The organism is Vibrio coralliirubri (assembly GCF_024347375.1).
GTDB lineage: Bacteria > Pseudomonadota > Gammaproteobacteria > Enterobacterales > Vibrionaceae > Vibrio > Vibrio coralliirubri.
This window is the reverse complement of the sequence record NZ_AP025470.1, coordinates 2,808,430-2,830,586: the sequence shown is the minus strand read 5'-3', so window position 1 is coordinate 2,830,586 and position 22,157 is coordinate 2,808,430. Positions and strand designations below refer to the sequence as shown.

19 protein-coding genes and 19 tRNA genes are annotated in these 22,157 nt (G+C 44.4%); 8 read left to right on the top strand and 30 right to left on the bottom strand.

Annotated features, from left to right (window positions below):
- Positions 1–208: 208 nt before the first annotated feature.
- Positions 209–679: a zinc ribbon-containing protein gene (locus OCV20_RS12935; protein ID WP_017062329.1), complete on the top strand. Its 471-nt coding sequence runs from the start codon at positions 209–211 to the stop codon at positions 677–679.
- 90 nt (positions 680–769) lie between these two features.
- Here OCV20_RS12935 and lnt read toward each other — a convergent pair whose 3' ends face one another.
- The 5 genes from lnt to miaB all read right to left on the bottom strand — a co-directional run bounded on the left by lnt (position 770) and on the right by miaB (position 6,502).
- Positions 770–2,287 (bottom strand): apolipoprotein N-acyltransferase, encoded by a 1,518-nt coding sequence (lnt, locus tag OCV20_RS12930; protein ID WP_086773647.1) that lies wholly within the window; start codon positions 2,285–2,287, stop codon positions 770–772.
- A gap of 32 nt (positions 2,288–2,319) precedes the next feature.
- Positions 2,320–3,210: a CNNM family magnesium/cobalt transport protein CorC gene (corC, locus tag OCV20_RS12925; protein WP_012603382.1), complete on the bottom strand. Its 891-nt coding sequence runs from the start codon at positions 3,208–3,210 to the stop codon at positions 2,320–2,322.
- A gap of 120 nt (positions 3,211–3,330) precedes the next feature.
- Positions 3,331–3,792: an rRNA maturation RNase YbeY gene (gene ybeY / locus OCV20_RS12920; protein WP_012603383.1), complete on the bottom strand. Its 462-nt coding sequence runs from the start codon at positions 3,790–3,792 to the stop codon at positions 3,331–3,333.
- Positions 3,793–4,914 carry a PhoH family protein gene (locus tag OCV20_RS12915; RefSeq protein ID WP_048607945.1) on the bottom strand — a complete coding sequence of 374 codons (1,122 nt, stop codon included), beginning with the start codon at positions 4,912–4,914 and terminating at the stop codon, positions 3,793–3,795. It lies immediately after the preceding gene.
- A gap of 163 nt (positions 4,915–5,077) precedes the next feature.
- Complete coding sequence (gene miaB / locus OCV20_RS12910; protein ID WP_012603385.1) at positions 5,078–6,502, bottom strand: tRNA (N6-isopentenyl adenosine(37)-C2)-methylthiotransferase MiaB; 1,425 nt, start codon at positions 6,500–6,502, stop codon at positions 5,078–5,080.
- A gap of 308 nt (positions 6,503–6,810) precedes the next feature.
- Here miaB and OCV20_RS12905 point away from each other — a divergent pair, with 308 nt between their 5' ends.
- The gene (locus OCV20_RS12905; protein ID WP_086773646.1) at positions 6,811–7,986 is read left to right on the top strand and encodes a 2-octaprenyl-3-methyl-6-methoxy-1,4-benzoquinol hydroxylase; all 1,176 of its coding nucleotides are present in this window, start codon (positions 6,811–6,813) and stop codon (positions 7,984–7,986) included.
- 75 nt (positions 7,987–8,061) lie between these two features.
- On the opposite strand, the gene OCV20_RS12900 is transcribed toward OCV20_RS12905, so the two are convergent.
- The 25 genes from OCV20_RS12900 to lolB all read right to left on the bottom strand — a co-directional run bounded on the left by OCV20_RS12900 (position 8,062) and on the right by lolB (position 16,449).
- Positions 8,062–9,102 carry a lactonase family protein gene (locus OCV20_RS12900; RefSeq protein WP_086773645.1) on the bottom strand — a complete coding sequence of 347 codons (1,041 nt, stop codon included), beginning with the start codon at positions 9,100–9,102 and terminating at the stop codon, positions 8,062–8,064.
- Between the two features lie 158 nt (positions 9,103–9,260).
- A tRNA-Leu gene (locus OCV20_RS12895) sits at positions 9,261–9,345 on the bottom strand.
- Between the two features lie 55 nt (positions 9,346–9,400).
- Positions 9,401–9,477, bottom strand: a tRNA-Met gene (locus OCV20_RS12890).
- Positions 9,478–9,509: 32 nt separating this feature from the next.
- Positions 9,510–9,594: transfer RNA gene (locus tag OCV20_RS12885), tRNA-Leu, on the bottom strand.
- A gap of 55 nt (positions 9,595–9,649) precedes the next feature.
- Positions 9,650–9,726 (bottom strand) — tRNA-Met (locus tag OCV20_RS12880).
- 50 nt (positions 9,727–9,776) lie between these two features.
- Positions 9,777–9,861, bottom strand: a tRNA-Leu gene (locus tag OCV20_RS12875).
- Positions 9,862–9,929: 68 nt separating this feature from the next.
- Positions 9,930–10,004, bottom strand: a tRNA-Gln gene (locus OCV20_RS12870).
- A gap of 30 nt (positions 10,005–10,034) precedes the next feature.
- Positions 10,035–10,119, bottom strand: a tRNA-Leu gene (locus OCV20_RS12865).
- Between the two features lie 94 nt (positions 10,120–10,213).
- Positions 10,214–10,288 (bottom strand) — tRNA-Gln (locus OCV20_RS12860).
- 29 nt (positions 10,289–10,317) lie between these two features.
- Positions 10,318–10,402: transfer RNA gene (locus tag OCV20_RS12855), tRNA-Leu, on the bottom strand.
- A gap of 68 nt (positions 10,403–10,470) precedes the next feature.
- A tRNA-Gln gene (locus OCV20_RS12850) sits at positions 10,471–10,545 on the bottom strand.
- 29 nt (positions 10,546–10,574) lie between these two features.
- Positions 10,575–10,659: transfer RNA gene (locus OCV20_RS12845), tRNA-Leu, on the bottom strand.
- A 108-nt stretch (positions 10,660–10,767) separates the two neighbouring features.
- Positions 10,768–10,842 (bottom strand) — tRNA-Gln (locus OCV20_RS12840).
- 30 nt (positions 10,843–10,872) lie between these two features.
- Positions 10,873–10,957 (bottom strand) — tRNA-Leu (locus tag OCV20_RS12835).
- A 68-nt stretch (positions 10,958–11,025) separates the two neighbouring features.
- Positions 11,026–11,100, bottom strand: a tRNA-Gln gene (locus tag OCV20_RS12830).
- 30 nt (positions 11,101–11,130) lie between these two features.
- A tRNA-Leu gene (locus tag OCV20_RS12825) sits at positions 11,131–11,215 on the bottom strand.
- Positions 11,216–11,289: 74 nt separating this feature from the next.
- Positions 11,290–11,366: transfer RNA gene (locus tag OCV20_RS12820), tRNA-Met, on the bottom strand.
- Positions 11,367–11,443: 77 nt separating this feature from the next.
- Positions 11,444–11,518: transfer RNA gene (locus OCV20_RS12815), tRNA-Gln, on the bottom strand.
- A 29-nt stretch (positions 11,519–11,547) separates the two neighbouring features.
- Positions 11,548–11,632: transfer RNA gene (locus OCV20_RS12810), tRNA-Leu, on the bottom strand.
- A gap of 67 nt (positions 11,633–11,699) precedes the next feature.
- Positions 11,700–11,776, bottom strand: a tRNA-Met gene (locus OCV20_RS12805).
- A 280-nt stretch (positions 11,777–12,056) separates the two neighbouring features.
- Positions 12,057–13,148 (bottom strand): redox-regulated ATPase YchF, encoded by a 1,092-nt coding sequence (gene ychF, locus OCV20_RS12800; RefSeq protein WP_010439159.1) that lies wholly within the window; start codon positions 13,146–13,148, stop codon positions 12,057–12,059.
- A gap of 10 nt (positions 13,149–13,158) precedes the next feature.
- A complete protein-coding gene (pth, locus tag OCV20_RS12795; protein WP_004739815.1) occupies positions 13,159–13,749 on the bottom strand; it encodes an aminoacyl-tRNA hydrolase in 591 nt (196 codons plus the stop codon).
- Between the two features lie 208 nt (positions 13,750–13,957).
- On the bottom strand, positions 13,958–14,902 hold the full coding sequence (locus OCV20_RS12790) for a ribose-phosphate pyrophosphokinase (protein ID WP_004739814.1): 945 nt from the start codon (positions 14,900–14,902) through the stop codon (positions 13,958–13,960).
- Between the two features lie 27 nt (positions 14,903–14,929).
- On the bottom strand, positions 14,930–15,805 hold the full coding sequence (gene ispE, locus OCV20_RS12785) for a 4-(cytidine 5'-diphospho)-2-C-methyl-D-erythritol kinase (RefSeq protein ID WP_162290825.1): 876 nt from the start codon (positions 15,803–15,805) through the stop codon (positions 14,930–14,932).
- Complete coding sequence (lolB, locus tag OCV20_RS12780; protein ID WP_086775694.1) at positions 15,802–16,449, bottom strand: lipoprotein insertase outer membrane protein LolB; 648 nt, start codon at positions 16,447–16,449, stop codon at positions 15,802–15,804. The genes ispE and lolB overlap by 4 nt, the downstream gene beginning before the upstream one ends.
- A 160-nt stretch (positions 16,450–16,609) precedes the next feature.
- On the opposite strand from lolB, the gene hemA reads away from it, so the two are divergent.
- From hemA to kdsA, 6 genes are all read left to right on the top strand, one after another.
- Entirely contained in the window at positions 16,610–17,869 is a 1,260-nt protein-coding gene (hemA, locus tag OCV20_RS12775; RefSeq protein ID WP_019821588.1) for a glutamyl-tRNA reductase, read from the top strand.
- A 28-nt stretch (positions 17,870–17,897) separates the two neighbouring features.
- The gene (prfA, locus tag OCV20_RS12770) at positions 17,898–18,986 is read left to right on the top strand and encodes a peptide chain release factor 1 (RefSeq protein ID WP_019821589.1); all 1,089 of its coding nucleotides are present in this window, start codon (positions 17,898–17,900) and stop codon (positions 18,984–18,986) included.
- A 5-nt stretch (positions 18,987–18,991) separates the two neighbouring features.
- Positions 18,992–19,852: a peptide chain release factor N(5)-glutamine methyltransferase gene (gene prmC, locus OCV20_RS12765; protein WP_086775693.1), complete on the top strand. Its 861-nt coding sequence runs from the start codon at positions 18,992–18,994 to the stop codon at positions 19,850–19,852.
- A gap of 173 nt (positions 19,853–20,025) precedes the next feature.
- A complete protein-coding gene (locus OCV20_RS12760) occupies positions 20,026–20,409 on the top strand; it encodes a SirB2 family protein (RefSeq protein WP_009848726.1) in 384 nt (127 codons plus the stop codon).
- Positions 20,410–20,436: 27 nt separating this feature from the next.
- Entirely contained in the window at positions 20,437–21,246 is an 810-nt protein-coding gene (locus tag OCV20_RS12755; protein WP_048609600.1) for a SirB1 family protein, read from the top strand.
- Positions 21,247–21,268: 22 nt separating this feature from the next.
- The gene (gene kdsA, locus OCV20_RS12750) at positions 21,269–22,123 is read left to right on the top strand and encodes a 3-deoxy-8-phosphooctulonate synthase (protein WP_017069619.1); all 855 of its coding nucleotides are present in this window, start codon (positions 21,269–21,271) and stop codon (positions 22,121–22,123) included.
- Positions 22,124–22,157: the final 34 nt, after the last annotated feature.

The window sequence follows — 22,157 nt, the reverse complement described above, 5'->3', positions numbered from 1 at the left end:
GATCGTCATAGAATACCTAAAGGAGCTGAGTACAACAATAGTTATACCCTTCATACTTGCAGTTGCTGCCTAGTAGATTGTGTAATTTTCACTGAATTTCGCAGGGCAACTATACTTAAGAGTATGAATTGCATTTGTTTGTAAGCGGGAGTGCATTGCAGCGCATTCGTTTGCTCACTAAAAGGTTGGTTATCTTAAGGAGGTTGTTATGCCGAAGAAAAAAGCGCTCTATGAAGAAGTCGTCGAAGAGGTGATTGAAACGCTGAAGCATAGCCCTGAAGAGCTCAACAACAAAATCGAAACGTCGGGCAAGTTTGCGAAAGCAGCTAATGATATGACGAAAGATGAGCTTTCATTGATCTCTGCCTACGTGAAGTCGGACTTAAAAGAGTTTTCCGAAAGCTATGAAGAGAGTAAAAGCGGTCCATTCTATTTGATGATTGCGGACTCTATTTGGCAAGGGCTGTTGGATATTACTGATCGTACTAAGGTGGAGTGGGTTGAACTGTTCCAAGACTTAGAACACCAAGGCTTGTATCAAGCGGGTGAAGTCATTGGCTTGGGCACCTTAGTATGTGACGAGTGTGGTCACCAAACCGAATATAACCACCCAACCAATATCATTCCATGCATTAAATGTGGTTCTAAAGGGTTTAGTCGTAAAGCCCTTAAACCGTAAGCTTCTGAACCATAGCGTATCAACGTAAAACCACAGCAATGAAAAAGGGTTGACCCAATCAGTCAACCCTCAAATCACTTTTCGTCGAATCTAGCTTTTTGGCTTTCTAATTACCCAACCAATCACCAAGCTGAGCATCGCCCAGATATACAGTGGCCAAGTACCTACTGTGTGATAAGGCGTTTGACCATCCGTTGAAATGAGTTCAGCTTTTAATACTGCTGTTTCAAACTGAGGCACTTGCTTGATGATGTTGCCTTTGTAATCGGTTACTGCGGTCACACCATTGTTGGTCGAGCGAATAACCGGCTTACCAAGCTCCAGAGCACGCATCTGTGCGATTTCCATATGTTGCAATGGCCCAATCGAACGACCAAACCACGCATCGTTAGAGAGCGTTAAAATAAAGTCAGTCTCATCGGTTACGTTCTGTCTAACTTGATCATTAAAGATGATCTCGTAACACAACGCAGGCGCTAAGTGACGACCATTTGCCACGATGTTGGGTTGAACAAAGTCGCCACGGCTAAATGATGACATTGGCAAATTAAAGAAAGGTGCTAATGGGCGCAAGATATCTTCAAACGGCACAAACTCACCAAATGGTAACAGGTGATGTTTATGGTAGCGTTCGTCAGGATCGTAGCTGTATTCACCATATGGGTTCACGCCGAGAGAAAGAATACTGTTGTAGTATTTCTTATCTTCAGACTGATTAAGCACACCAGTGATGATCGAGCTGTTATTCATCTTCGCTGCGCTATCTAAGTTACGTAGGAAAGAAGGAATCTCTACCTCAAACGCAGGGATAGCGGCTTCAGGCCAGATGATGATATCCGCGTCCCAATTTTCTCTGCTTAAGTCGGTGTACTTCATCATGGTCGGCCAGCGATGACTCGGCAGCCATTTGCTATCTTGATCGACATTACCTTGAATCAATACCACTGATGTTGTTTTTTCAGGGTTAGGCGTGACCCAATCGATATTTCGAATACCAAAACCTGCGCTAAATACGACAGCGGGAATGAGAGCGATGCTCCAAGCCCGGTTAACAATTGCATAAGTGAATGCAGAGGCTGAAACAATGATCACTAGAGTAATTAATTCGACACCGCCAATCGGTGCAAATGACCCCAATGGCGAATCGATTTGGCTGTAGCCCAACCATAGCCAAGGGAAGCCCGTCATTACCCAGCCACGCAGCCAATCACAGACTAACCACAATGCAGGAGCAGCAAGGAAAAAGCGGCTTAGGTTATTGGCAGGGAAGAATTTATTCAAACCCCAGGTAAATAGCCCTGAATAAACGGCTAGGTAGCCAACAAGCAATGCCATCAAAAATAGGTTGGCTGCCAGTGGCATGCCGCCAAAACCATCAATGCTGACGTATACCCAGCTGATACCTGTGGTGAATTGACCTAAACCCCATGCGTAGCCAATCCAAAGCGCACTTTTAGGAGAGCGGTTGTGGATCAGTAACAGCAACAAAGCTGGGCTGAGAATAGCAAGAGGCCATATAGAGTATGGAGCGAATGAAAGGGTGGTTATAGCGCCAACAAAAACGGCCGCAAGCGGCCGTAATAGGCGATGAATAAATGTCTTAGTCATCTAATTTCTGTCATCTCTTTAGAGAGAAGTTGTTATTCTTCGATAGTCGGAAGAGGCTGTTCGTCAGGAATGGTTACCTGTAGCTGAATCACACGACGGTTATCTGCTGATGTTATTTTGAAATGGTAGTTTTCGATTTCTACAATTTCGCCACGAACTGGCAGGTGACCGAGTGCTGTCATAACCATGCCGCCTACCGTATCCACTTCATCGTCACTAAAGGCAGTGTTAAACGTATCGTTGAACTCTTCAATAGTGGTTAAAGCTTTTACAGAGAAGGTATGCTTACTCAGCTTACGAATATCTAGCTCTTCTTCATCGTCGAACTCGTCTTCAATTTCACCAACGATTTCTTCGAGGATATCTTCAATGGTTACCAGGCCAGAAACTCCGCCAAACTCATCGACAACGATAGACATGTGGTAACGCTCTTCCTGGAATTCCTTGAGCAGGCGATCAACTCGCTTACTTTCAGGAACAACCACGACAGGGCGAATCACTTGTTCGATATCAAATGGGGCACTTTCTGAACCCAAATACTTAAGTAGGTCCTTCGCTAATAGAATGCCTTCAACATGGTCTTTATCTTCACTGATCACTGGGTAGCGAGAGTGTTGAGCATCAGTAATGAGCGCAATCAATGTATCTAGATCATCGGTGCGTTCAACTGTAACCATTTGAGAGCGAGGCAGCATGATATCGCGTACTCGCATCTCTGAAATTTCCATAACACCCTCGAGCATGTCGCGTGTGTCGTGGTCAATTAGGTCATTAATTTCTGAGTCGCGGATTACATCTACGAGCTCTTGGCGATCTTTTACTTCACCTTGAAATAGTTGGCCTAGGCGTTCAAAGAAGGACTTTCTACTCGGACCTTCAGATTTTTTACTTCCCTCAGAAGTGGGGGGGTTACCTTCGTTCATGATTTCTCAAAAAATAACGCTATCAGAAGTGTGATAGCACACGTTACAACTCAGATTCCTGCGAAAATCACAGGTTCGATGAGTTATTGTTTCTCTGCAACCTACTTAACTAGAATCAATTTACTTTTCTAGAATGTAAGGGTCTTCAAACCCCATAGATTGCATGATTTCTGTCTCGAGTGACTCCATCTCTTCAGCTTCATCATCTTCGATATGATCATAACCTAGCAGATGCAGACTGCCATGTACAACCATATGAGCCCAGTGTGCTAGCAGAGGCTTACTTTGCTCTTCTGCTTCTTTTTCGACAACTTGGCGGCAGATAATGAGGTCGCCCAGTAGATCTAACTCGATCCCTGGAGGAGCCTCGAATGGAAAAGACAACACGTTAGTTGGCTTGTCTTTGCCACGATATTCATGATTGAGCTGGTGGCTTTCTTGTGTATCAACGATACGAACCGTCAACTCAGCGTTCTCTTGAAACTGAGGAATTGTCTTGTCCAGCCAAAGCTGAATATCTTGCTCAGTTGGAAGACCTTGCTCATTTTCGACCGCTAATTGCAGGTCTAGTTCAATAGACATCTATTTATCACCTTGTTCTGCAATTACAGAGCTATTTTGTGTTGCTAATTGTGTCGTAACTGCCTGCTGAGCCTCAAGAAGTTTGGCTTCGCGCTCTTCACGTTTACGCTTTTCAAACTCTTTACGCTCTTTCTGGTCTTTTGCTTCCCACTTCTCGTATGCGTTGACGATACGAGCAACCACAGGGTGACGAACGACGTCTTCAGACATGAAGAAGTTAAAACTAATGTCATCGACTTCATTGAGGACTTCAGTCGCATGGCGTAAGCCTGACTTTGCACCACGAGGTAAATCGATTTGCGTAATATCACCAGTGATCACAGCGCGTGAGTTAAAACCGATACGGGTTAAGAACATCTTCATCTGTTCTACCGTCGTGTTTTGACTCTCATCAAGAATGATAAACGCATCATTCAATGTACGACCACGCATGTAAGCCAGTGGCGCAACTTCAATTACGTTACGTTCAATCAGCTTCTCAACTCGCTCAAAGCCAAGCATCTCAAACAGCGCATCGTAAAGTGGACGCAAATATGGGTCTACTTTCTGGCTTAAATCACCCGGTAGGAAACCAAGCTTCTCACCAGCTTCAACAGCAGGGCGAGTCAGTAGGATTCGGCGAACCTCTTGGCGTTCAAGTGCATCAACTGCTGCCGCAACGGCTAAGTAGGTTTTACCTGTACCTGCTGGCCCAATACCAAAGGTGATGTCATGAGTTACCATGTTCATTAGGTATTGTGCTTGGTTTGGCGTTCGAGGTTTGATAACGCCTTTTTTAGTCTTAATAGTCACTTCTTTGCCGTAGTCAATTTCAGACTCGACGTGTTGCTCCAAAATGCCTGACTCGGTGATCGCCAGATGTATTTGCTCTGGTTCGATATCGATTATGTTGCCTTTAACTGGAGCCGTTTCAACATAGAGGTGTTTGATGATGTCTAAAGCTGCGGCTGTAGTGTGAGGCTTACCGACAATCGTGAAAAAGTTGCTACGGTAATTAATCTCAACGCCCAGACGACGCTCAAGATGCTTGATGTTGTCGTCAAATGGTCCGCATAAACTTGCCAAGCGCTTGTTGTCTGCTGGCTCTAGATTTATCTCTAAGGTAACGATTTTATTGCTCAAATTAGCCTCTCATTTTGTGCCACACACTCTTAAATAAAACAAAGAGCAAAAAGCCCGATTTAGACCGGGCTTCTGATGGTGATGTCCCTATTTCTAAGATGGTCACTTAGTTAGGTAATTTCAAGCTTTGTGTTTGCGCTTTGTGCTCAAACAGTTGTATTGCCTATGGCGTAAATGTCGCTACACCTAGCTCGTCTTCACGTTTTGTTTTTTCCATCATTTCTGCTGGAGTCATAACAACGCGTAGACCCATGTCTTTTTCTGTGCGAACTAGCTCACCACGTAGTGAGTTGGTGTAAACCTCAGTGATCTTCACATCTACGAACTGGCCGATTAGGTCTGCAGAACCTTCGAAGTTCACAACACGGCTGTTTTCTGTACGGCCGCGAAGTTCCATTAGGTTCTTTCTTGATGGACCTTCAACAAGGATACGTTGCTCTGTGCCTAACATTAGACGAGAGAAGCGCATAGCTTGTGTGTTTACCGTTTGCTGCAGTTCGTACAGACGATCTTTCTTCTCTTGTGCTGGTACATCACATGGGTAATCTGCCGCTGGCGTGCCTGGACGTGGAGAGAAAACAAAGCTGAAGCTCATATCGAAATCAACTTCTTTAATTAGCTTCATTGTATCTTGGAAGTCTTGCTTAGACTCACCAGGGAAACCAACAATAAAGTCAGAGCTGATTTGAATGTCAGGACGAGCTTTACGCAGTTTACGGATAATAGATTTGTACTCGATAGCCGTATGTGGACGCTTCATCATCGTAAGAATACGGTCACTACCACTTTGTACTGGTAGGTGAAGGAAGCTCACTAATTCTGGTGTGTCTTTGTAAACTTCAATGATGTCGTCACCAAACTCAAGCGGGTGGCTTGTTGTGAAACGAATACGGTCGATACCGTCGATAGAAGCAACAAGACGAAGCAGTTCTGCGAATGAACAGATATCACCTTCGTGAGTTGGACCGCGGTATGCGTTTACGTTTTGACCTAGCAGGTTAACTTCACGTACACCTTGCTCTGCAAGTTGAGCAACTTCGAACAGTACATCATCCATTGGACGGCTAACTTCTTCACCGCGTGTGTATGGTACAACGCAGTAAGTACAGTATTTAGAACAGCCTTCCATGATAGAAACGAACGCCGTCGCGCCTTCGGCTTTTGGCTCTGGTAGGTTGTCGAACTTTTCGATCTCTGGGAAAGAGATGTCCATTACTGGCTTTTCGTTAGACAGTGATGATTTAATCATCTCAGGCAAACGGTGTAATGTTTGTGGGCCAAAGATAACGTCTACGTAAGGTGCACGTTGACGAATGTGATCACCTTCTTGAGTCGCTACACAGCCACCCACACCGATCACCACACCTTCTTTTTTATCTTTAAGCGTTTTCCAACGACCAAGCTGGTGGAATACTTTTTCTTGCGCTTTTTCGCGGATAGAACAAGTATTCAATAGTAGTACGTCTGCTTCCTCAGGTACTTCAGTTAGCTCATAGCCATTTGCAGCGTTAAGCAGGTCGGCCATTTTTGATGAATCATATTCATTCATCTGACAGCCCCAAGTTTTAATTAGCAGTTTCTTACTCATTATATGTTCGCTCGATCGTTAGTTTAATTTAAGGGAGCAAATCGCCCATTATTCATCCGCTAGCCCCGTTTGTCATAATACGGTATTCAATTTTATGACAGGCTCTAGCGGCAAGCGGCGTATTGTACTGGTTTCAAAACCGACTGACTAGTAGTCTGAACAAATCTCTTATGTAGTGGTTTTTATTATCGTTAACGCCATATGCCATAAGGGATAACCCTTTTTTCGAATAAGGTTTTTGGTTACAAGTTAGTTATGAAAAAGTACAATCAAAAACAGTCAAAGAATCAAACTGATAAGTACAAAATATGAACAGTTACGATATTGTAGTAGTCGGTGGCGGCATGGTTGGCGCAGCAACAGCAATCGGTTTTGCAAAGCAAGGTCTGAGTGTTGCGGTAATCGAAGGTTTTGCCCCACAAGCTTTTGATGAGTCACAAGCGATGGATATTCGTGTGTCAGCGATTTCTCAAGCATCGGTCGATTTGCTTGAAGAGCTTGGTGCATGGCAAGGTATTGCAGCGATGCGAGTGTGTTCTTATAAGCGTTTAGAGACGTGGGAGCACCCAGAGTGTCGTACTCGGTTTGATGCTGCCTCACTGGACCTTCCTCGTTTGGGCTATATCGTTGAGAACAGACTCATTCAATTAGGTTTATGGTCTCAATTTGATGCCTACGACAATCTCGAACTGTTATGTCCAGAAAAGCTCGATGTGATTGAGTTTGGTGAAACCAATATCGTTAAGCTTCAATCTGGGGTTGAGTTATCTGCGAAGTGGGTGGTTGGTGCTGATGGCGCGAATTCAGCCGTTCGTCAGCAAGCTGGCATTGGTATTACTGCTTGGGATTACCGACAGCACTGTATGCTTATCAATGTAGAAACAGAACAACCTCAGCAAGATATTACTTGGCAGCAATTTCTACCAAGTGGCCCTCGCTCATTTTTGCCTTTGTGTTCACTAACCTCTGACGATCAAGAAGTCGGGCAGGGCTCGTTAGTTTGGTATGATTCTCCGCTGCGTATTAAGCAACTGTCAGCAATGACTCCTGAAAAACTACGAAATGAAGTACTTACTCACTTTCCTAAAGAGTTAGGTGATATCAAAGTCTTGAATTCGGGTTCTTTTCCTCTGACACGACGTCATGCTCAATCATACTCGAAGAGTAACTGTATTTTAGTCGGGGACTCTGCGCATACGATCAACCCTTTGGCTGGGCAGGGTGTTAACTTAGGCTTCAAAGATGTATCAGTACTGTTGAATGTCACCAAAGAAAAGGGTGAATTGAATCAGTCTGTAGCAAGACGCTATGAAGTGATGAGAAGAGGCGACAATCTAATGATGCAAAGTGGCATGGATTTCTTCTACAAGACATTCAGCAACGACATTGGTCCGCTTAAGTTTGTACGTAATGCCGCACTAAAACTAGCAGAGAACTCTGGGCCGATTAAAACTCAAGTATTGAGATACGCCTTGGGTCTTTAAGTCGCTAGTTTAATTGGTTACAAAAGAAGAGGAGAGCAGATGCTCTCCTTTTTTGTATGGTGTTGAATGCTATAGCTACTGCGTAACGCAAACCGGTGCATCGATCTCTAAAGAGTACCCTGTATAAACCAAAGACCCATCTTCATTATCTCGCTTGAATGAGGTGATGTTGTTGGAGTGCTGGTTGGCAGCGATAAGCCATTTCCCATCGTTCGTTATATGGAAGTCTCTTGGGAATTTGCCTTCAGTGTCGTAGCTATCAATGAAAGTCAGCTTTTGAGCCTCAGAGTCGACTTTGAAGCTGCTGATTCTTGATTGGTGTCGACATGACACATAAAGGAATTGCTCATCAGGGGATAGCTTAATCGCAGCTGCGGCTTCGCCCTTCTCCATATTAGGCAATGCATCAATCTCTTTCACTGCATTCCAAATGCCTAAAACCTTTTCTAAAATCAGTAACGTTTCAGAGAGTTCACAGACCACATAGGCTCTGTCTTCAGCTTTGTTAAAGATTAAATGGCGAGGTCCATTGCCGGCTGGCACTCTAAGAGACTGCATTGGCTCATCAAGGAACTCTTCTTGCTCTTCATCAAAGCAATAGAAGTTGATGCGATCGGTGCCGAGATCGACGGTCACAAACTGTGGTGAGTTTTGTAGGAACAGACATTGATGGGCGTGTGGGCTAGTTTGTCTCTCTTTGTTCGGCCCGGAACCAACCATCTTGATTGTTTTGAGTCGTTTATCGATGCTGCCATTGATACTTAAGCTAAAAATATCGAATGTGCCTGATGAGTATTGTGACGTGATAGCAAACTTATTGTGTGGATCTATCGCGACGTGACAAGGGTGCTCTCCTGAAATGAGGCTCGCATTGGGCGTTAGCTGTGAATCAACATTAGGTATATGAATGAGCTGGGGCTGTTTTTGCTGGTCAACTTCCGATGCAGTATAGATCCCAGCCTTTGTTACAGTAACAAAAGAGGGGTTAGTACATTTGATGATCAGCTCTAGAGGTAATAGTTTTCCTGTTTCTAGATCTAACTGAGTTTGATAAACACCTTGGCTTTTACTTGGCGTATCTGTGTAGCAACCGATCGTTAAGGGGAGGGCTTTCATAGGCTAGTCATACTCAATTAGAAAATGGAGCTGACATTGTCTTATAAAATCGTATTAAAAGTGAGGTTATAGAAGAGAATACTTGGTGACTTGGCTAGCAGATTTGCATATTCCAGATAAAACAAAACCCAGCTAAAAAGCTGGGTTCTATTTAATGATGGTGCGGTCGGAGAGACTTGAACTCTCACACCTCTCGGCGCCAGAACCTAAATCTGGTGCGTCTACCAATTCCGCCACGACCGCAGCAAATCTTTATAGTCATATCGAATATTGGTGCTTCAATAAGACGTTGTATAAGTGGTGGCTACTGCGGGATTTGAACCTGCGACCCCATCATTATGAGTGATGTGCTCTAACCAACTGAGCTAAGTAGCCATAATAAATCTAATAGATTCATTATTAAATAATGGTGCGGTCGGAGAGACTTGAACTCTCACACCTCTCGGCGCCAGAACCTAAATCTGGTGCGTCTACCAATTCCGCCACGACCGCAGCAAATCTTTATAGTCATATCGAATATTGGTGCTTCAATAAGACGTTGTATAAGTGGTGGCTACTGCGGGATTTGAACCTGCGACCCCATCATTATGAGTGATGTGCTCTAACCAACTGAGCTAAGTAGCCATAATAAATCTAATAGATTCACTATTTGTTCTCTAATGAAAGAGAAATAATGGTGCGGTCGGAGAGACTTGAACTCTCACACCTCTCGGCGCCAGAACCTAAATCTGGTGCGTCTACCAATTCCGCCACGACCGCAGCAAAGCTTTTACTCTAGCGAAGAGTATAGTTAAGAAGACTTATGGTTTGTCTAAGTAACGTTGTAATGGCTGGGCTACCTGGATTCGAACCAGGGAATGCTGGCATCAAAAGCCAGTGCCTTACCGCTTGGCGATAGCCCAACAATGATATCACTTAAGATATCTAAATAATGGTGCGGTCGGAGAGACTTGAACTCTCACACCTCTCGGCGCCAGAACCTAAATCTGGTGCGTCTACCAATTCCGCCACGACCGCAGCAAATCTTTATAGTTATATCGACATTGGTGGTTCGATGTAACGTTGTGCTCTTGGTTAACCACTTAAGTAATTAAACAAAGAGTTTAAATAGTGGCTGGGCTACCTGGATTCGAACCAGGGAATGCTGGCATCAAAAGCCAGTGCCTTACCGCTTGGCGATAGCCCAACAGGATATCAATTAAGATATCTAAATAATGGTGCGGTCGGAGAGACTTGAACTCTCACACCTCTCGGCGCCAGAACCTAAATCTGGTGCGTCTACCAATTCCGCCACGACCGCAGCAAAGCTTTTACTCTAGCGAAGAGTATAGTTAAGAAGACTTATGGTTTGTCTAAGTAACGTTGTAATGGCTGGGCTACCTGGATTCGAACCAGGGAATGCTGGCATCAAAAGCCAGTGCCTTACCGCTTGGCGATAGCCCAACAGGATATCATTTAAGATATCTAAATAATGGTGCGGTCGGAGAGACTTGAACTCTCACACCTCTCGGCGCCAGAACCTAAATCTGGTGCGTCTACCAATTCCGCCACGACCGCAGCAAATCTTTATAGTTATATCGACATTGGTGATTCGATGTAACGTTGTGCTCTTGGTTTGCTATTTAACTTAAAAACAAGCTAAGTAAAAACAAAGAGTTTAAATAGTGGCTGGGCTACCTGGATTCGAACCAGGGAATGCTGGCATCAAAAGCCAGTGCCTTACCGCTTGGCGATAGCCCAACAATGATATCATTTAAGATATCTAAATAATGGTGCGGTCGGAGAGACTTGAACTCTCACACCTCTCGGCGCCAGAACCTAAATCTGGTGCGTCTACCAATTCCGCCACGACCGCAGCAAAGCTTTTACTCTAGCGAAGAGTATAGTTAAGAAGACTTATGGTTTGTCTAAGTAACGTTGTAATGGCTGGGCTACCTGGATTCGAACCAGGGAATGCTGGCATCAAAAGCCAGTGCCTTACCGCTTGGCGATAGCCCAACAATGATATCATTTAAGATATCTAAATAATGGTGCGGTCGGAGAGACTTGAACTCTCACACCTCTCGGCGCCAGAACCTAAATCTGGTGCGTCTACCAATTCCGCCACGACCGCAGCAAATCTTTATAGTTATATCGACATTGGTAATTCAATATAACGTTGTTTGTTCTTCTTTCATAAAGAAAGAATGGTGGCTACTGCGGGATTTGAACCTGCGACCCCATCATTATGAGTGATGTGCTCTAACCAACTGAGCTAAGTAGCCATCTGAGAGCGAAGTAATATAATATAATCTCGCTTCCAATGCCATTATCTTTTTAAAGATAATTACACTTTAAATTGTGGCTGGGCTACCTGGATTCGAACCAGGGAATGCTGGCATCAAAAGCCAGTGCCTTACCGCTTGGCGATAGCCCAACAATGATATCACTTAAGATATCTCAATATGGTGCGGTCGGAGAGACTTGAACTCTCACACCTCTCGGCGCCAGAACCTAAATCTGGTGCGTCTACCAATTCCGCCACGACCGCTTTACTTTCCTAAAAACTCTTGTCGTTAATAAACATGTGTTTAATAACAAGCAGAGTGCTTAGGAAATGGTGGCTACTGCGGGATTTGAACCTGCGACCCCATCATTATGAGTGATGTGCTCTAACCAACTGAGCTAAGTAGCCATTTCCAAATTGTCGTTCATTTCGATACGTTGCCGCTTCGTTGTGAACGGGGCGCATTATGCGTAGTTGAGCGAAACCCGTCAACTTTTTTTTTGAATAAATCGCGAATAAACATCTGTTCGGTTTCTTTTTAGGCAAAGAGGCGTATTTGTCGACAAAAAACAGGTCTAAAAGGCGATATATATAGGAAGTTAAGTTTCTGGTGAGGGGCAATTTAGAAAGGGGAAAAACAAAAAGGCCAGTGAATTCACTGGCCTTTTTTCTAGATGTTTAATCAGAATTATACGTTGAAGCGGAAGTGAACAACGTCACCATCTTTAACGATGTATTCTTTACCTTCAAGGCGCCATTTACCTGCGTCTTTCGCACCGCTCTCACCGTTAAATTCGATGAAGTGATCGAATCCAACAACTTCAGCACGGATGAAACCTTTCTCGAAGTCTGTGTGGATCTTACCCGCTGCTTGTGGTGCAGTTGCACCTACAGGGATTGTCCAAGCACGAACTTCTTTAACGCCAGCTGTGAAGTAAGTTTGAAGAGTCAGAAGCTCGTAACCAGAGCGGATCACTCGGTTAAGACCTGGTTCTTCGATACCCATATCCGCTAGGAACTCTTCTCGATCTTCGTCATCAAGTTCAGAAAGCTCAGATTCGATTGCTGCACAAACAGCAACAACTACGTTGTTTTCGTTTTCAGCGTATTCACGAACAGCGTCTAGGTATGGGTTATTTTCAAAACCATCTTCTGCAACGTTTGCGATGTACATTGTTGGCTTAAGTGTTAGGAAGTTTAGGTAGCCGATTGCTGCCGCTTCTTCTTTGCCAAGTTCAACAGTACGCGCCATACCACCTTCAGTTAGAACTGGAAGTAGCTTTTCTAGTACAGTGATTTCGAATTTAGCGTCTTTGTCGCCGCCTTTCGCTTTCTTCGCGTTACGTTGAATTGCACGTTCACAGCTGTCTAAGTCAGCCAGTGCAAGTTCAAGGTTGATCACTTCGATATCTTCGATTGGAGATACTTTGCCAGCAACGTGAACAATGTTTTCATTTTCAAAGCAGCGTACAACGTGACCGATAGCGTCAGTTTCACGGATGTTAGCTAGGAATTTGTTACCAAGACCTTCACCTTTAGATGCGCCAGCAACTAGGCCCGCGATATCTACGAATTCCATTGTCGTTGGAAGGATCTTCTGTGGATTAACAATTTTTGCTAATGCATCTAAGCGTAGATCTGGAACCGGAACGATACCTGTGTTTGGTTCGATCGTACAAAATGGAAAGTTTGCTGCTTCGATGCCTGCTTTAGTCAGTGCGTTAAACAGAGTTGACTTACCAACGTTTGGTAGACCAACGATGCCACATTTAAAACCCATGATATAAACCTTATTCTGCTTTGAACGTATGTAAGCGATTTTGTGCTTTTGGTAGGCCATCTTTTAATAAGATGTCTAGGCTGCGAACCGATTCGTCAACGACGGCCTCGATACACTCTTGCTCTTTTTGAGGAGCTTTGCCTAATACATAACCTGCAACTTTATCTTTGTGTCCTGGATGGCCAATGCCTAATCTAAGACGATAGAATTCTTTATTGTTACCCTGCTTGCTGATGATGTCTTTCAGACCATTGTGTCCACCATGACCACCACCTTTTTTAAACTTTCCAATACCAGGAGGCAGATCTAACTCATCGTGAGCGACCATGATCTCTTCTGGTTTAATTTGGTAGAACTTTGCTAAGGCTGCAACTGCTTTGCCTGACAAGTTCATAAAAGTCGTTGGGATCAGCAAACGAAGATCTTCACCGTGAACCATGATACGACCCGTTAGGCCAAAGAACTTTGGTTCGTTCTTTAGTGTCACGTTATGTACACGCGCTAATTCTTCAACTACCCAAGCACCCGCATTGTGGCGAGTTTTGGCGTATTCTGGACCTGGATTAGCCAGTCCAACGAGAAGTTTTATTTGTTGGCTCAAGGTATGGATCTCTCTTGGGATTTCAAAAAGCGCCGTATGATATCACAGTTTATGAAAAAGGTGCGAGCTAGCTGATGGCTGCGCGATTATTCCTGTTTGTGATAACCAGCAGTGCAATATTACTCAGACATAAAAAAAGCACTTCATTGAATGAAGTGCTTAATGTTTTTCTCTCACGTGTTTCTAAAACAAAGCTATTGGGCTTTGATTAGTTGAACATCGCTGAGATTGATTCTTCGTTGCTGATACGACGAATCGCTTCAGCAAGCATGCGAGAAAGGCTAAGTGTTGTCACTTTACCAGTCGCAGCCATCTCTGGAGATAGAGAGATAGAATCCGTTACGATAACTTGGTCTAGAACAGAGTTCTTGATGTTGTTCGCAGCAGTACCAGAGAAAACAGCGTGAGTTGCGTAAGCGAATACACGCTTAGCACCGCGCTCTTTAAGCGCTTCAGCTGCTTTACATAGTGTGCCACCCGTATCGATCATGTCATCAACGATAACACAGTCACGGCCTTCAACATCACCGATTAGGTTCATTACTTCAGAAACGTTAGCACGTGGACGACGCTTATCAACGATAGCGATGTCAACATCACCTAGCGCTTTAGCCGTTGCACGAGCACGTACAACACCACCAAGGTCTGGAGAAACCACTACTGGGTTTTCTAGGCCACGGTTAGCCATGTCTTCTAGAAGAACTGGAGTGCCGAAGATGTTATCAACAGGTACATCGAAGAAGCCTTGGATTTGCTCTGCGTGTAGGTCGATAGTAAGAACGCGGTCAACGCCAACGTTAGAAAGGAAGTCTGCAACAACTTTTGCAGTAATTGGCACACGAGCAGAACGTACACGACGATCTTGACGGGCATAACCGAAGTAAGGGATTACAGCAGTAATACGGCCAGCAGAAGCACGGCGCATTGCGTCAATCATTACCACCAATTCCATAAGGTTGTCATTGGTTGGTGCACAAGTTGATTGAATCAGGAATACATCGCTACCACGAACGTTTTCATTGATTTGAACAGCGACTTCGCCATCAGAAAAACGGTCTACAGTAGCATCGCCAAGAGAGATGTATAGACGATCAGCAATACGTTGGGCTAGTTCAGGTGTTGCGTTACCAGCAAATAGCTTCATATCAGGCACGGTGGAAACCTCGGGTTGCGTCCAGTTTTAAATAGATTGTGGGTGGGCTGATTGGTATTCAGCCAGAGTTTCTTTTAAAGGAGAAATGTTTCTTCCTTTCGCTACGAAAGCGGAAACTGTGTCAGGCAGTTGTTCTCGCACCAATTCGGCTTCTTTTTTGCTGTTAAATTCAGCAAAAACGCACGAACCTGTGCCAGTCAATCTCGACGGCGCGTATTGTAGCAGCCATGAAAGTTGCTTATCAACCTCTGGGTACAGCATTCGCACAATTTTTTCGCAATCGTTTACGTATTCTTGCTCTAGAAGCGTTGATAGCGCTCGCTTTGGCGTGTTTCGAGTTAATTCTGAATGTGTGAATATGTCTACAGTTGCTATGCTCACTTGAGGTTTGACCACAAGATACCATTTTTCATCCGGATTAGCGGGTTGTAGCTGTTCTCCAACCCCTTCAGCAAAGGCGGCGTGGCCTCGAACGAAGACAGGAACGTCAGCACCAAGCTTCAAACCGATCTCGGCGAGTTGATCATCCGACAGGTTGAGCTGCCATAAATAATTCAGAGCGACCAATACGGTTGCTGCATTTGAAGAGCCTCCGCCAATACCGCCACCCATAGGCAGTACTTTCTTGAGTTCAATATCGGCACCGAAAGAGGTTGAGGTATATTGCTGTAGCGCAGTAGCGGCTTTCCAGATCAGGTTGTCTTCAAGTGCTACCCCAGGAATTTCTGGTGTGATTGTTATCGAGCTAGTTTCTGAGTTTGCGGTAACCGTCAGTTCATCACCAAAATCGACAAACTGAAATAAGGTTTGAAGTTCGTGATAGCCATTATCACGTCGACCTGTGATATAGAGAAATAAATTCAGTTTAGCCGGAGAAGGCCAATGGGTTGGCGTTGTTATCATTTTTTCAGTGTCCACTTCGAAACTACAATGTTGATTTTGTTATTGTCTTGCTTGAATGACAATCGAGTAGGGAGTGGGATTGTCTCTACCTTAGTGTTGTCTTCATCCGATAGTTGCTTATTCGGCATCTCTGTATTGCGATAGTTAGCAAAACTCAGTGTCCATAGTTGGTTGCTGACTTGTTTGGTGAGAGATTCAAGCGTGTTGGTGGTGTTCAATTGGTAGCTATCGGCTTGGTCTGGAATGCCAAGGAACCATTGTGGTAGATGATCAATAGGGATCTGTAAGCCTGTCAGCTGTTCAACCAAGACTGAAGCACTCGCATGAGTAAATACTTGATCATCGTAGGTCACGACTTTTGCACCTGATGGATCAATGGTTAGGTTCAATGCAGTTTGACCGAGAAAAGTCGTAAGCCTTAATTGACTTTGATTTGGTGAATGCTTCCAAATGAAATTTAGGCTTTGGCGTTGCTCTGGGGAAATGTAAGCGAGCTTGCCTGAGGCTTGATAGTTTTCTATCTGTAAAAGCCGATCTTGATGACTTTTCCATTCAACGCTGGTTGGTTGTTCTGGGATAGACGAGCAACCCACCATAATTATGGCCATAAAAATAAGAGACGCGATTTTGAGAAGCTTGCTCATATTTGCTCACAACTTGTTCAAATTTATCTAAAAAACGCTTCAACTATAGCATTGAATTCACGAAGTCAGGAAAACAAATCCCGCTTGCTCTTTAAATAGAGCCATGCATCAAGTAAAATTCGCCCCTTGTTTCCATTCCCTGATCGAGAACTTCTGATACATGTCTTTGCTTGCCGTAGGTATCAATCACAATACAGCGTCGGTTGAATTGCGAGAAAAAGTCGCTTTTGGTCCAGATAAATTATCTGAGGCACTCAAGCAACTTAACGCAAATGCACACGTAAATGGAAGTGTCATACTTTCTACCTGTAATCGAACTGAATTGTATTGTGACGTCAAAGGCGTGGCAAAAAACAAGTTGATCGATTGGTTGTCAGTTTTCCATCAAGTGAGCCCTGAAGAGCTAAAACCGAGCATTTATGTCCATGAAGAGCAGGCGGCGATTAAACATTTAATGCGCGTAGCTTGTGGCTTGGACTCTTTGGTATTGGGTGAACCACAGATCTTAGGTCAGGTGAAGCAAGCTTATACAGACTCGCGAGAGAACAAATCTGTTGATGCTTCAATGGAAAAGCTGTTCCAGAAATCATTCTCTGTCGCGAAGCGTGTTCGAACTGAAACAGAGATCGGCGGAAGCGCAGTTTCGGTTGCTTACGCAGCTTGCACGTTAGCCAAGCACATCTTTGAGTCGATTGCCGATTCAACTGTGTTATTGGTGGGTGCAGGTGAAACCATTGAGTTGGTGGCTAAGCATCTTTCAGCGAATGGCTGTACCAAGATGATTGTGGCTAACCGAACTCGTGAGCGTGCTTTAGGGTTGGCTGAAGAGTTTGGTGCTGAAGTGATCAGCCTCAATGAGATCCCTGATCATCTGCATCGAGCGGATATCGTGATCAGCTCAACCGCAAGTCCGTTACCTATCATTGGTAAAGGCATGGTTGAAACCGCACTGAAAACAAGAAAACATCAACCTATGTTGCTGGTTGATATTGCGGTTCCGCGTGATGTGGAATCTCAGGTTGGTGAATTGAATGACGCCTACCTTTATTCAGTGGATGATCTGCAGTCGATTGTTGATGGCAACATTGAACAACGCAAAGTGGAAGCGATTCAAGCGGAAGCAATCGTTAGCGAAGAAAGTGCAGCATTCATGAGTTGGATGCGTTCACTGCAAGCTGTAGACAGTATTCGTGACTACCGTAAATCGGCCAACGAAATCCGAGAAGAATTATTAAGTAAGAGTTTACAATCACTTGCCGCTGGCGGTGACCCTGAGAAAGTCTTACTTGAGCTAAGTAATAAGCTCACAAACAAATTGATCCATGCTCCAACGCGCGCACTTCAAAGTGCAGCTGAGCAAGGAGAACCTGCAAAATTAATGGTCATTAGACAGAGTTTGGGCTTAGAAAACCCTCAATAATATTAGACCTCCAACAGAATAAGACATTATGAAAGCCTCGATTCTAGTAAAGCTTGAAACACTTGTTGAACGCTATGAAGAAGTTCAACATCTACTTGGTGATCCAGATGTAATCGGGAATCAAGACAAATTCCGTGCACTTTCTAAAGAGTACTCTCAACTAGAAGAAGTGACGGCTTGCTTCCAGTCATACCAGCAAGCTCAAGAAGATTTAGAAGCTGCTGAAGAGATGGCGAACGAAGATGACGCTGAAATGCGCGAAATGGCTCAAGACGAAATCAAAGACGCAAAAGCGGCGATTGAACGTTTGACTGATGAGCTACAGATTCTTCTGATTCCAAAAGATCCAAACGATGAGCGTAACTGTTTCCTTGAAATCCGTGCAGGCGCGGGTGGTGATGAAGCGGGTATCTTCGCGGGCAACCTGTTCCGTATGTACTCTAAGTTTGCTGAGAAGAAAGGTTGGCGCGTTGAAATCATGAGCAGCAATGCTTCTGAACAAGGCGGCTACAAAGAGATGATCGCTAAGGTTAGTGGCGACGCTGTTTACGGCACCATGAAGTTTGAGTCAGGCGGTCACCGTGTACAACGTGTACCTGAAACCGAATCTCAAGGCCGTGTTCACACGTCAGCATGTACGGTTGCCGTTATGCCTGAGATCCCAGAAGCCGATCTTCCAGAAATCAAAGCGGGCGACCTTAAAATTGATACTTTCCGTGCATCAGGCGCGGGTGGTCAGCACGTTAACACTACGGATTCAGCAATCCGTATTACTCACTTACCAACGGGTACAGTAGTAGAGTGTCAGGACGAGCGTTCTCAGCATAAAAACAAAGCGAAAGCGATGGCTGTTCTTGCTGCTCGTATTGTTCAAGCAGAAGAAGAGCGCCGCGCGGCAGCGGTTTCTGATACACGTCGTAACCTACTAGGTTCGGGTGACCGTAGTGACCGTATTCGTACGTACAACTACCCACAAGGTCGTGTTTCTGATCACCGTATCAACCTTACAATTTACCGTCTTAACGAAGTACTTGAAGGTGACATGCAAAGCTTGCTTGATCCTGTACTTCAAGAGCACCAAGCCGATCAGCTTGCTGCACTTGCAGAGAACAACTAATCAGTATGCAGTCAGCATATACGGTTGAAAGTGCTTTAAAAGCAGCAATCGTAAAGCTTCAAGAGGGTGATAACACATCACCCTCTATTGATGCCGCGGTACTACTTTGTCACGCCTTAGATAAACCAAGATCTTACCTACTTACTTGGCCTGAAAAGCATCTCACCTCAGAGCAAGAGTCTGAATTCAATGCCCTTCTAAAACGTCGCTTAACCGGTGAGCCTGTGGCTTACATTATTGGTGAGCGTGAGTTTTGGTCACTGCCGTTAAAAGTTTCGCCTTCTACTTTAATCCCTCGCCCAGATACCGAGCGTTTGGTTGAGGTGGCTTTGGATAAAACTTACGGCAAGCAAGGCGCGATTCTCGATTTAGGGACGGGTACAGGTGCTATCGCGTTAGCGTTGGCGTCAGAGATGCCGAATCGACAGGTGACGGGTATTGATCTTCGCCCTGAAGCGCAGCAGCTTGCGACAGAGAATGCACAACGTCTCAACATCACCAATGCGACTTTTTTGCATGGCAGTTGGTTTGAGCCTTTGAGCTCTGAAGAAGTTGTGAAGTTCTCTCTGATTGTTTCTAACCCGCCATACATTGAGAAGAATGATCCTCATTTGTCTCAAGGTGATGTGCGTTTTGAACCGATCACAGCACTGGTTGCTGAAGAGAAAGGACTCGCGGATATCCGATACATTTCTGAAAACGCACGCGGCTTTTTGGAAAATGAAGGTTGGTTAGCATTTGAACACGGCTATGACCAAGGTTTGGCAGTTCGTGAGATTATGCAGGCGCTCGGTTATCTCGATGTTGTCACAGAGAAAGATTACGGTGGTAATGACCGAGTGACATTGGGTCGTTACTGTTCATAGTTAGTGATTGTTAATCGTCTTGTGAGCAATGGATGATGAACTTGCTAAATTGATACCTTTAACTCGACAATACATTTAACTCGGTAATGCATTTAACGAAGAAATACAGGGCATTAACGGGTATTGTGAGGCTCGTGTTAACGAAAGCACATATAAAAATATAAAGGAATACCATGTACGAAGGTCTAAAACATTTTCACCTATTAACGATTGCTATAAGTGCGCTACTTCTTTCGATTCGTTTCGCTCTTATGATGGCTAACTCACCTAAGCTTAAGCATCCTTTCTTGCAGCGTTTCCCTCATATCAATGACTCGTTGCTATTGCTATCGGGTATTGGATTGATTTTCATCACTGGCTTTATTCCATTTACACCAGCAGCACCATGGTTAACCGAAAAACTAACTTGTGTTATGGCTTACATCGCATTAGGTTTCTTTGCGCTTAAGCTAGGTAAAAACAAGCTACTGAGAGTATTCTCTTTCTTTGGTGCGCTTGGCTGGTTAGCGATGGCAGGCAAAATCGCAATGACCAAGACACCAACATTTTTCGGTTAATTATCTCCTTATTTCGGTTAACTATCTATGTACGAATTTTTTGATGAAGACTTTGACCAGCTAGAGTTAGCTGAAGGTGCATTGATCTTAAATAAAGCGATTAACCCAGAAACTCAAGACAGTTGGGCAGAGCAAGAGCTAGCGAGATTGTTAAAAGACGCCGAGTTTGCTCTGGTTAATGAAACCGATGAACAGCAGAAGTTTGAATCTTTTATTCGACTATTCTTTTATGAATGGGGCTTTGCTGGCGATAAAGATGCGTATTTCTCTTCGGAAAACGCGTTCATCGATAAAGTGCTTGAGAGAAAGAAAGGCATTCCAGTGAGTCTGGGGGCGATCTTTCTTTTTCTAAGTCGCAAGCTAGGCTTTCCTGTAGAGGGCGTCTCTTTTCCGACTCAATTCTTACTTAAAGTAAGCTGGTACGGGCAAGCTGCAGCCTATATTAACCCTTATAACGGTGAGTACGTTGGCGAACAAACGCTGCGAGCATGGTTAATTGGACATGACGGCCCATTAGCTAAGGTGAAACCTGAGCATCTAGAAGTCGCCGACCACCCAACAATTATTGGTAAGTGGTTAGCCCTGCTCAAGAGTGCCCTGCTGCGAGAAGAGCGTTATACACTTGCATTGAAGTGTACTGACCTTGCTTTGACGTTTGTACCTGATGATCCATATGAAATCCGTGACCGTGGTTTTATCTATCAGCAGCTAGACTGTCACCAAGTAGCCGCAACCGATTATCAATATTTTATCGACCAATGCCCAGATGACCCTGCATCTGAGTTACTGAAATCTCAAGTGAACGTCATGAACGAAAAGACAGTGGTTGTTCACTAATTAATAATTATTTAGAGAGAATATGATGGAACAAAAAACAGTTCACATTGGCGATATGCCAATTGCTAACGACAAGCCATTTACGCTATTTGCAGGCATGAACGTTCTTGAATCTCGTGATCTTGCTATGCAGATCTGTGAGCACTATGTAAAAGTAACCGAGAAGCTGGGCATCCCTTACGTATTTAAGGCGTCTTTTGATAAAGCGAACCGCAGCTCAGTTCATTCATACCGTGGTCCAGGTATGGAAGAAGGTCTTAAAATCTTCCAAGAGCTGAAAGACACTTTCGGCGTGAAGATCATTACTGACATCCACACAGAAGCTCAAGCTCAGCCTGTTGCGGATGTGGTTGATGTAATCCAACTACCTGCATTCCTAGCTCGTCAAACTGATCTTGTTGAAGCAATGGCTAAGACTGGCGCAGTAATCAACGTGAAGAAGCCTCAGTTCATGAGCCCGAACCAAGTTGGCAACATCGTTGATAAGTTCGCTGAGTGCGGTAACGACAACATCATCCTTTGTGAGCGTGGCGCTTGTATGGGTTACGACAACCTTGTTGTGGATATGCTTGGCTTTGGCGTAATGAAGAAGTCTTCAAACGGTAGCCCAATCATCTTTGATGTGACGCACTCTCTACAAATGCGTGACCCATCAGGTGCTGCATCTGGCGGTCGCCGTGAGCAAACGGTTGAACTAGCGAAAGCTGGCCTGGCGACAGGTATTGCGGGTCTGTTCATTGAAGCTCACCCGAATCCAGATCAAGCTCGTTGTGATGGCCCATCTGCGCTACCTCTAGACAAACTAGAGCCGTTCTTGAAGCAGATGAAAGCACTTGATGACCTTATCAAAGGCTTTGAGCACATCGATATTAAATAATCGAACTGCATATAATTAACAGCCGGCACAAATG

Coding starts and splice junctions, on each gene's coding strand:
- miaB (WP_012603385.1), bottom strand. CDS start 6,502: ATGAGTAAGAAACTGCTAATTAAAACTTGGGGCTGTCAGATGAATGAA.
- prmC (WP_086775693.1), top strand. CDS start 18,992: ATGCAGTCAGCATATACGGTTGAAAGTGCTTTAAAAGCAGCAATCGTA.
- hemA (WP_019821588.1), top strand. CDS start 16,610: ATGTCTTTGCTTGCCGTAGGTATCAATCACAATACAGCGTCGGTTGAA.
- lnt (WP_086773647.1), bottom strand. CDS start 2,287: ATGACTAAGACATTTATTCATCGCCTATTACGGCCGCTTGCGGCCGTT.
- OCV20_RS12905 (WP_086773646.1), top strand. CDS start 6,811: ATGAACAGTTACGATATTGTAGTAGTCGGTGGCGGCATGGTTGGCGCA.
- prfA (WP_019821589.1), top strand. CDS start 17,898: ATGAAAGCCTCGATTCTAGTAAAGCTTGAAACACTTGTTGAACGCTAT.
- OCV20_RS12900 (WP_086773645.1), bottom strand. CDS start 9,102: ATGAAAGCCCTCCCCTTAACGATCGGTTGCTACACAGATACGCCAAGT.
- ybeY (WP_012603383.1), bottom strand. CDS start 3,792: ATGTCTATTGAACTAGACCTGCAATTAGCGGTCGAAAATGAGCAAGGT.
- kdsA (WP_017069619.1), top strand. CDS start 21,269: ATGATGGAACAAAAAACAGTTCACATTGGCGATATGCCAATTGCTAAC.
- ychF (WP_010439159.1), bottom strand. CDS start 13,148: ATGGGTTTTAAATGTGGCATCGTTGGTCTACCAAACGTTGGTAAGTCA.
- ispE (WP_162290825.1), bottom strand. CDS start 15,805: ATGATAACAACGCCAACCCATTGGCCTTCTCCGGCTAAACTGAATTTA.
- OCV20_RS12760 (WP_009848726.1), top strand. CDS start 20,026: ATGTACGAAGGTCTAAAACATTTTCACCTATTAACGATTGCTATAAGT.
- corC (WP_012603382.1), bottom strand. CDS start 3,210: ATGAACGAAGGTAACCCCCCCACTTCTGAGGGAAGTAAAAAATCTGAA.
- OCV20_RS12935 (WP_017062329.1), top strand. CDS start 209: ATGCCGAAGAAAAAAGCGCTCTATGAAGAAGTCGTCGAAGAGGTGATT.
- lolB (WP_086775694.1), bottom strand. CDS start 16,449: ATGAGCAAGCTTCTCAAAATCGCGTCTCTTATTTTTATGGCCATAATT.
- OCV20_RS12755 (WP_048609600.1), top strand. CDS start 20,437: ATGTACGAATTTTTTGATGAAGACTTTGACCAGCTAGAGTTAGCTGAA.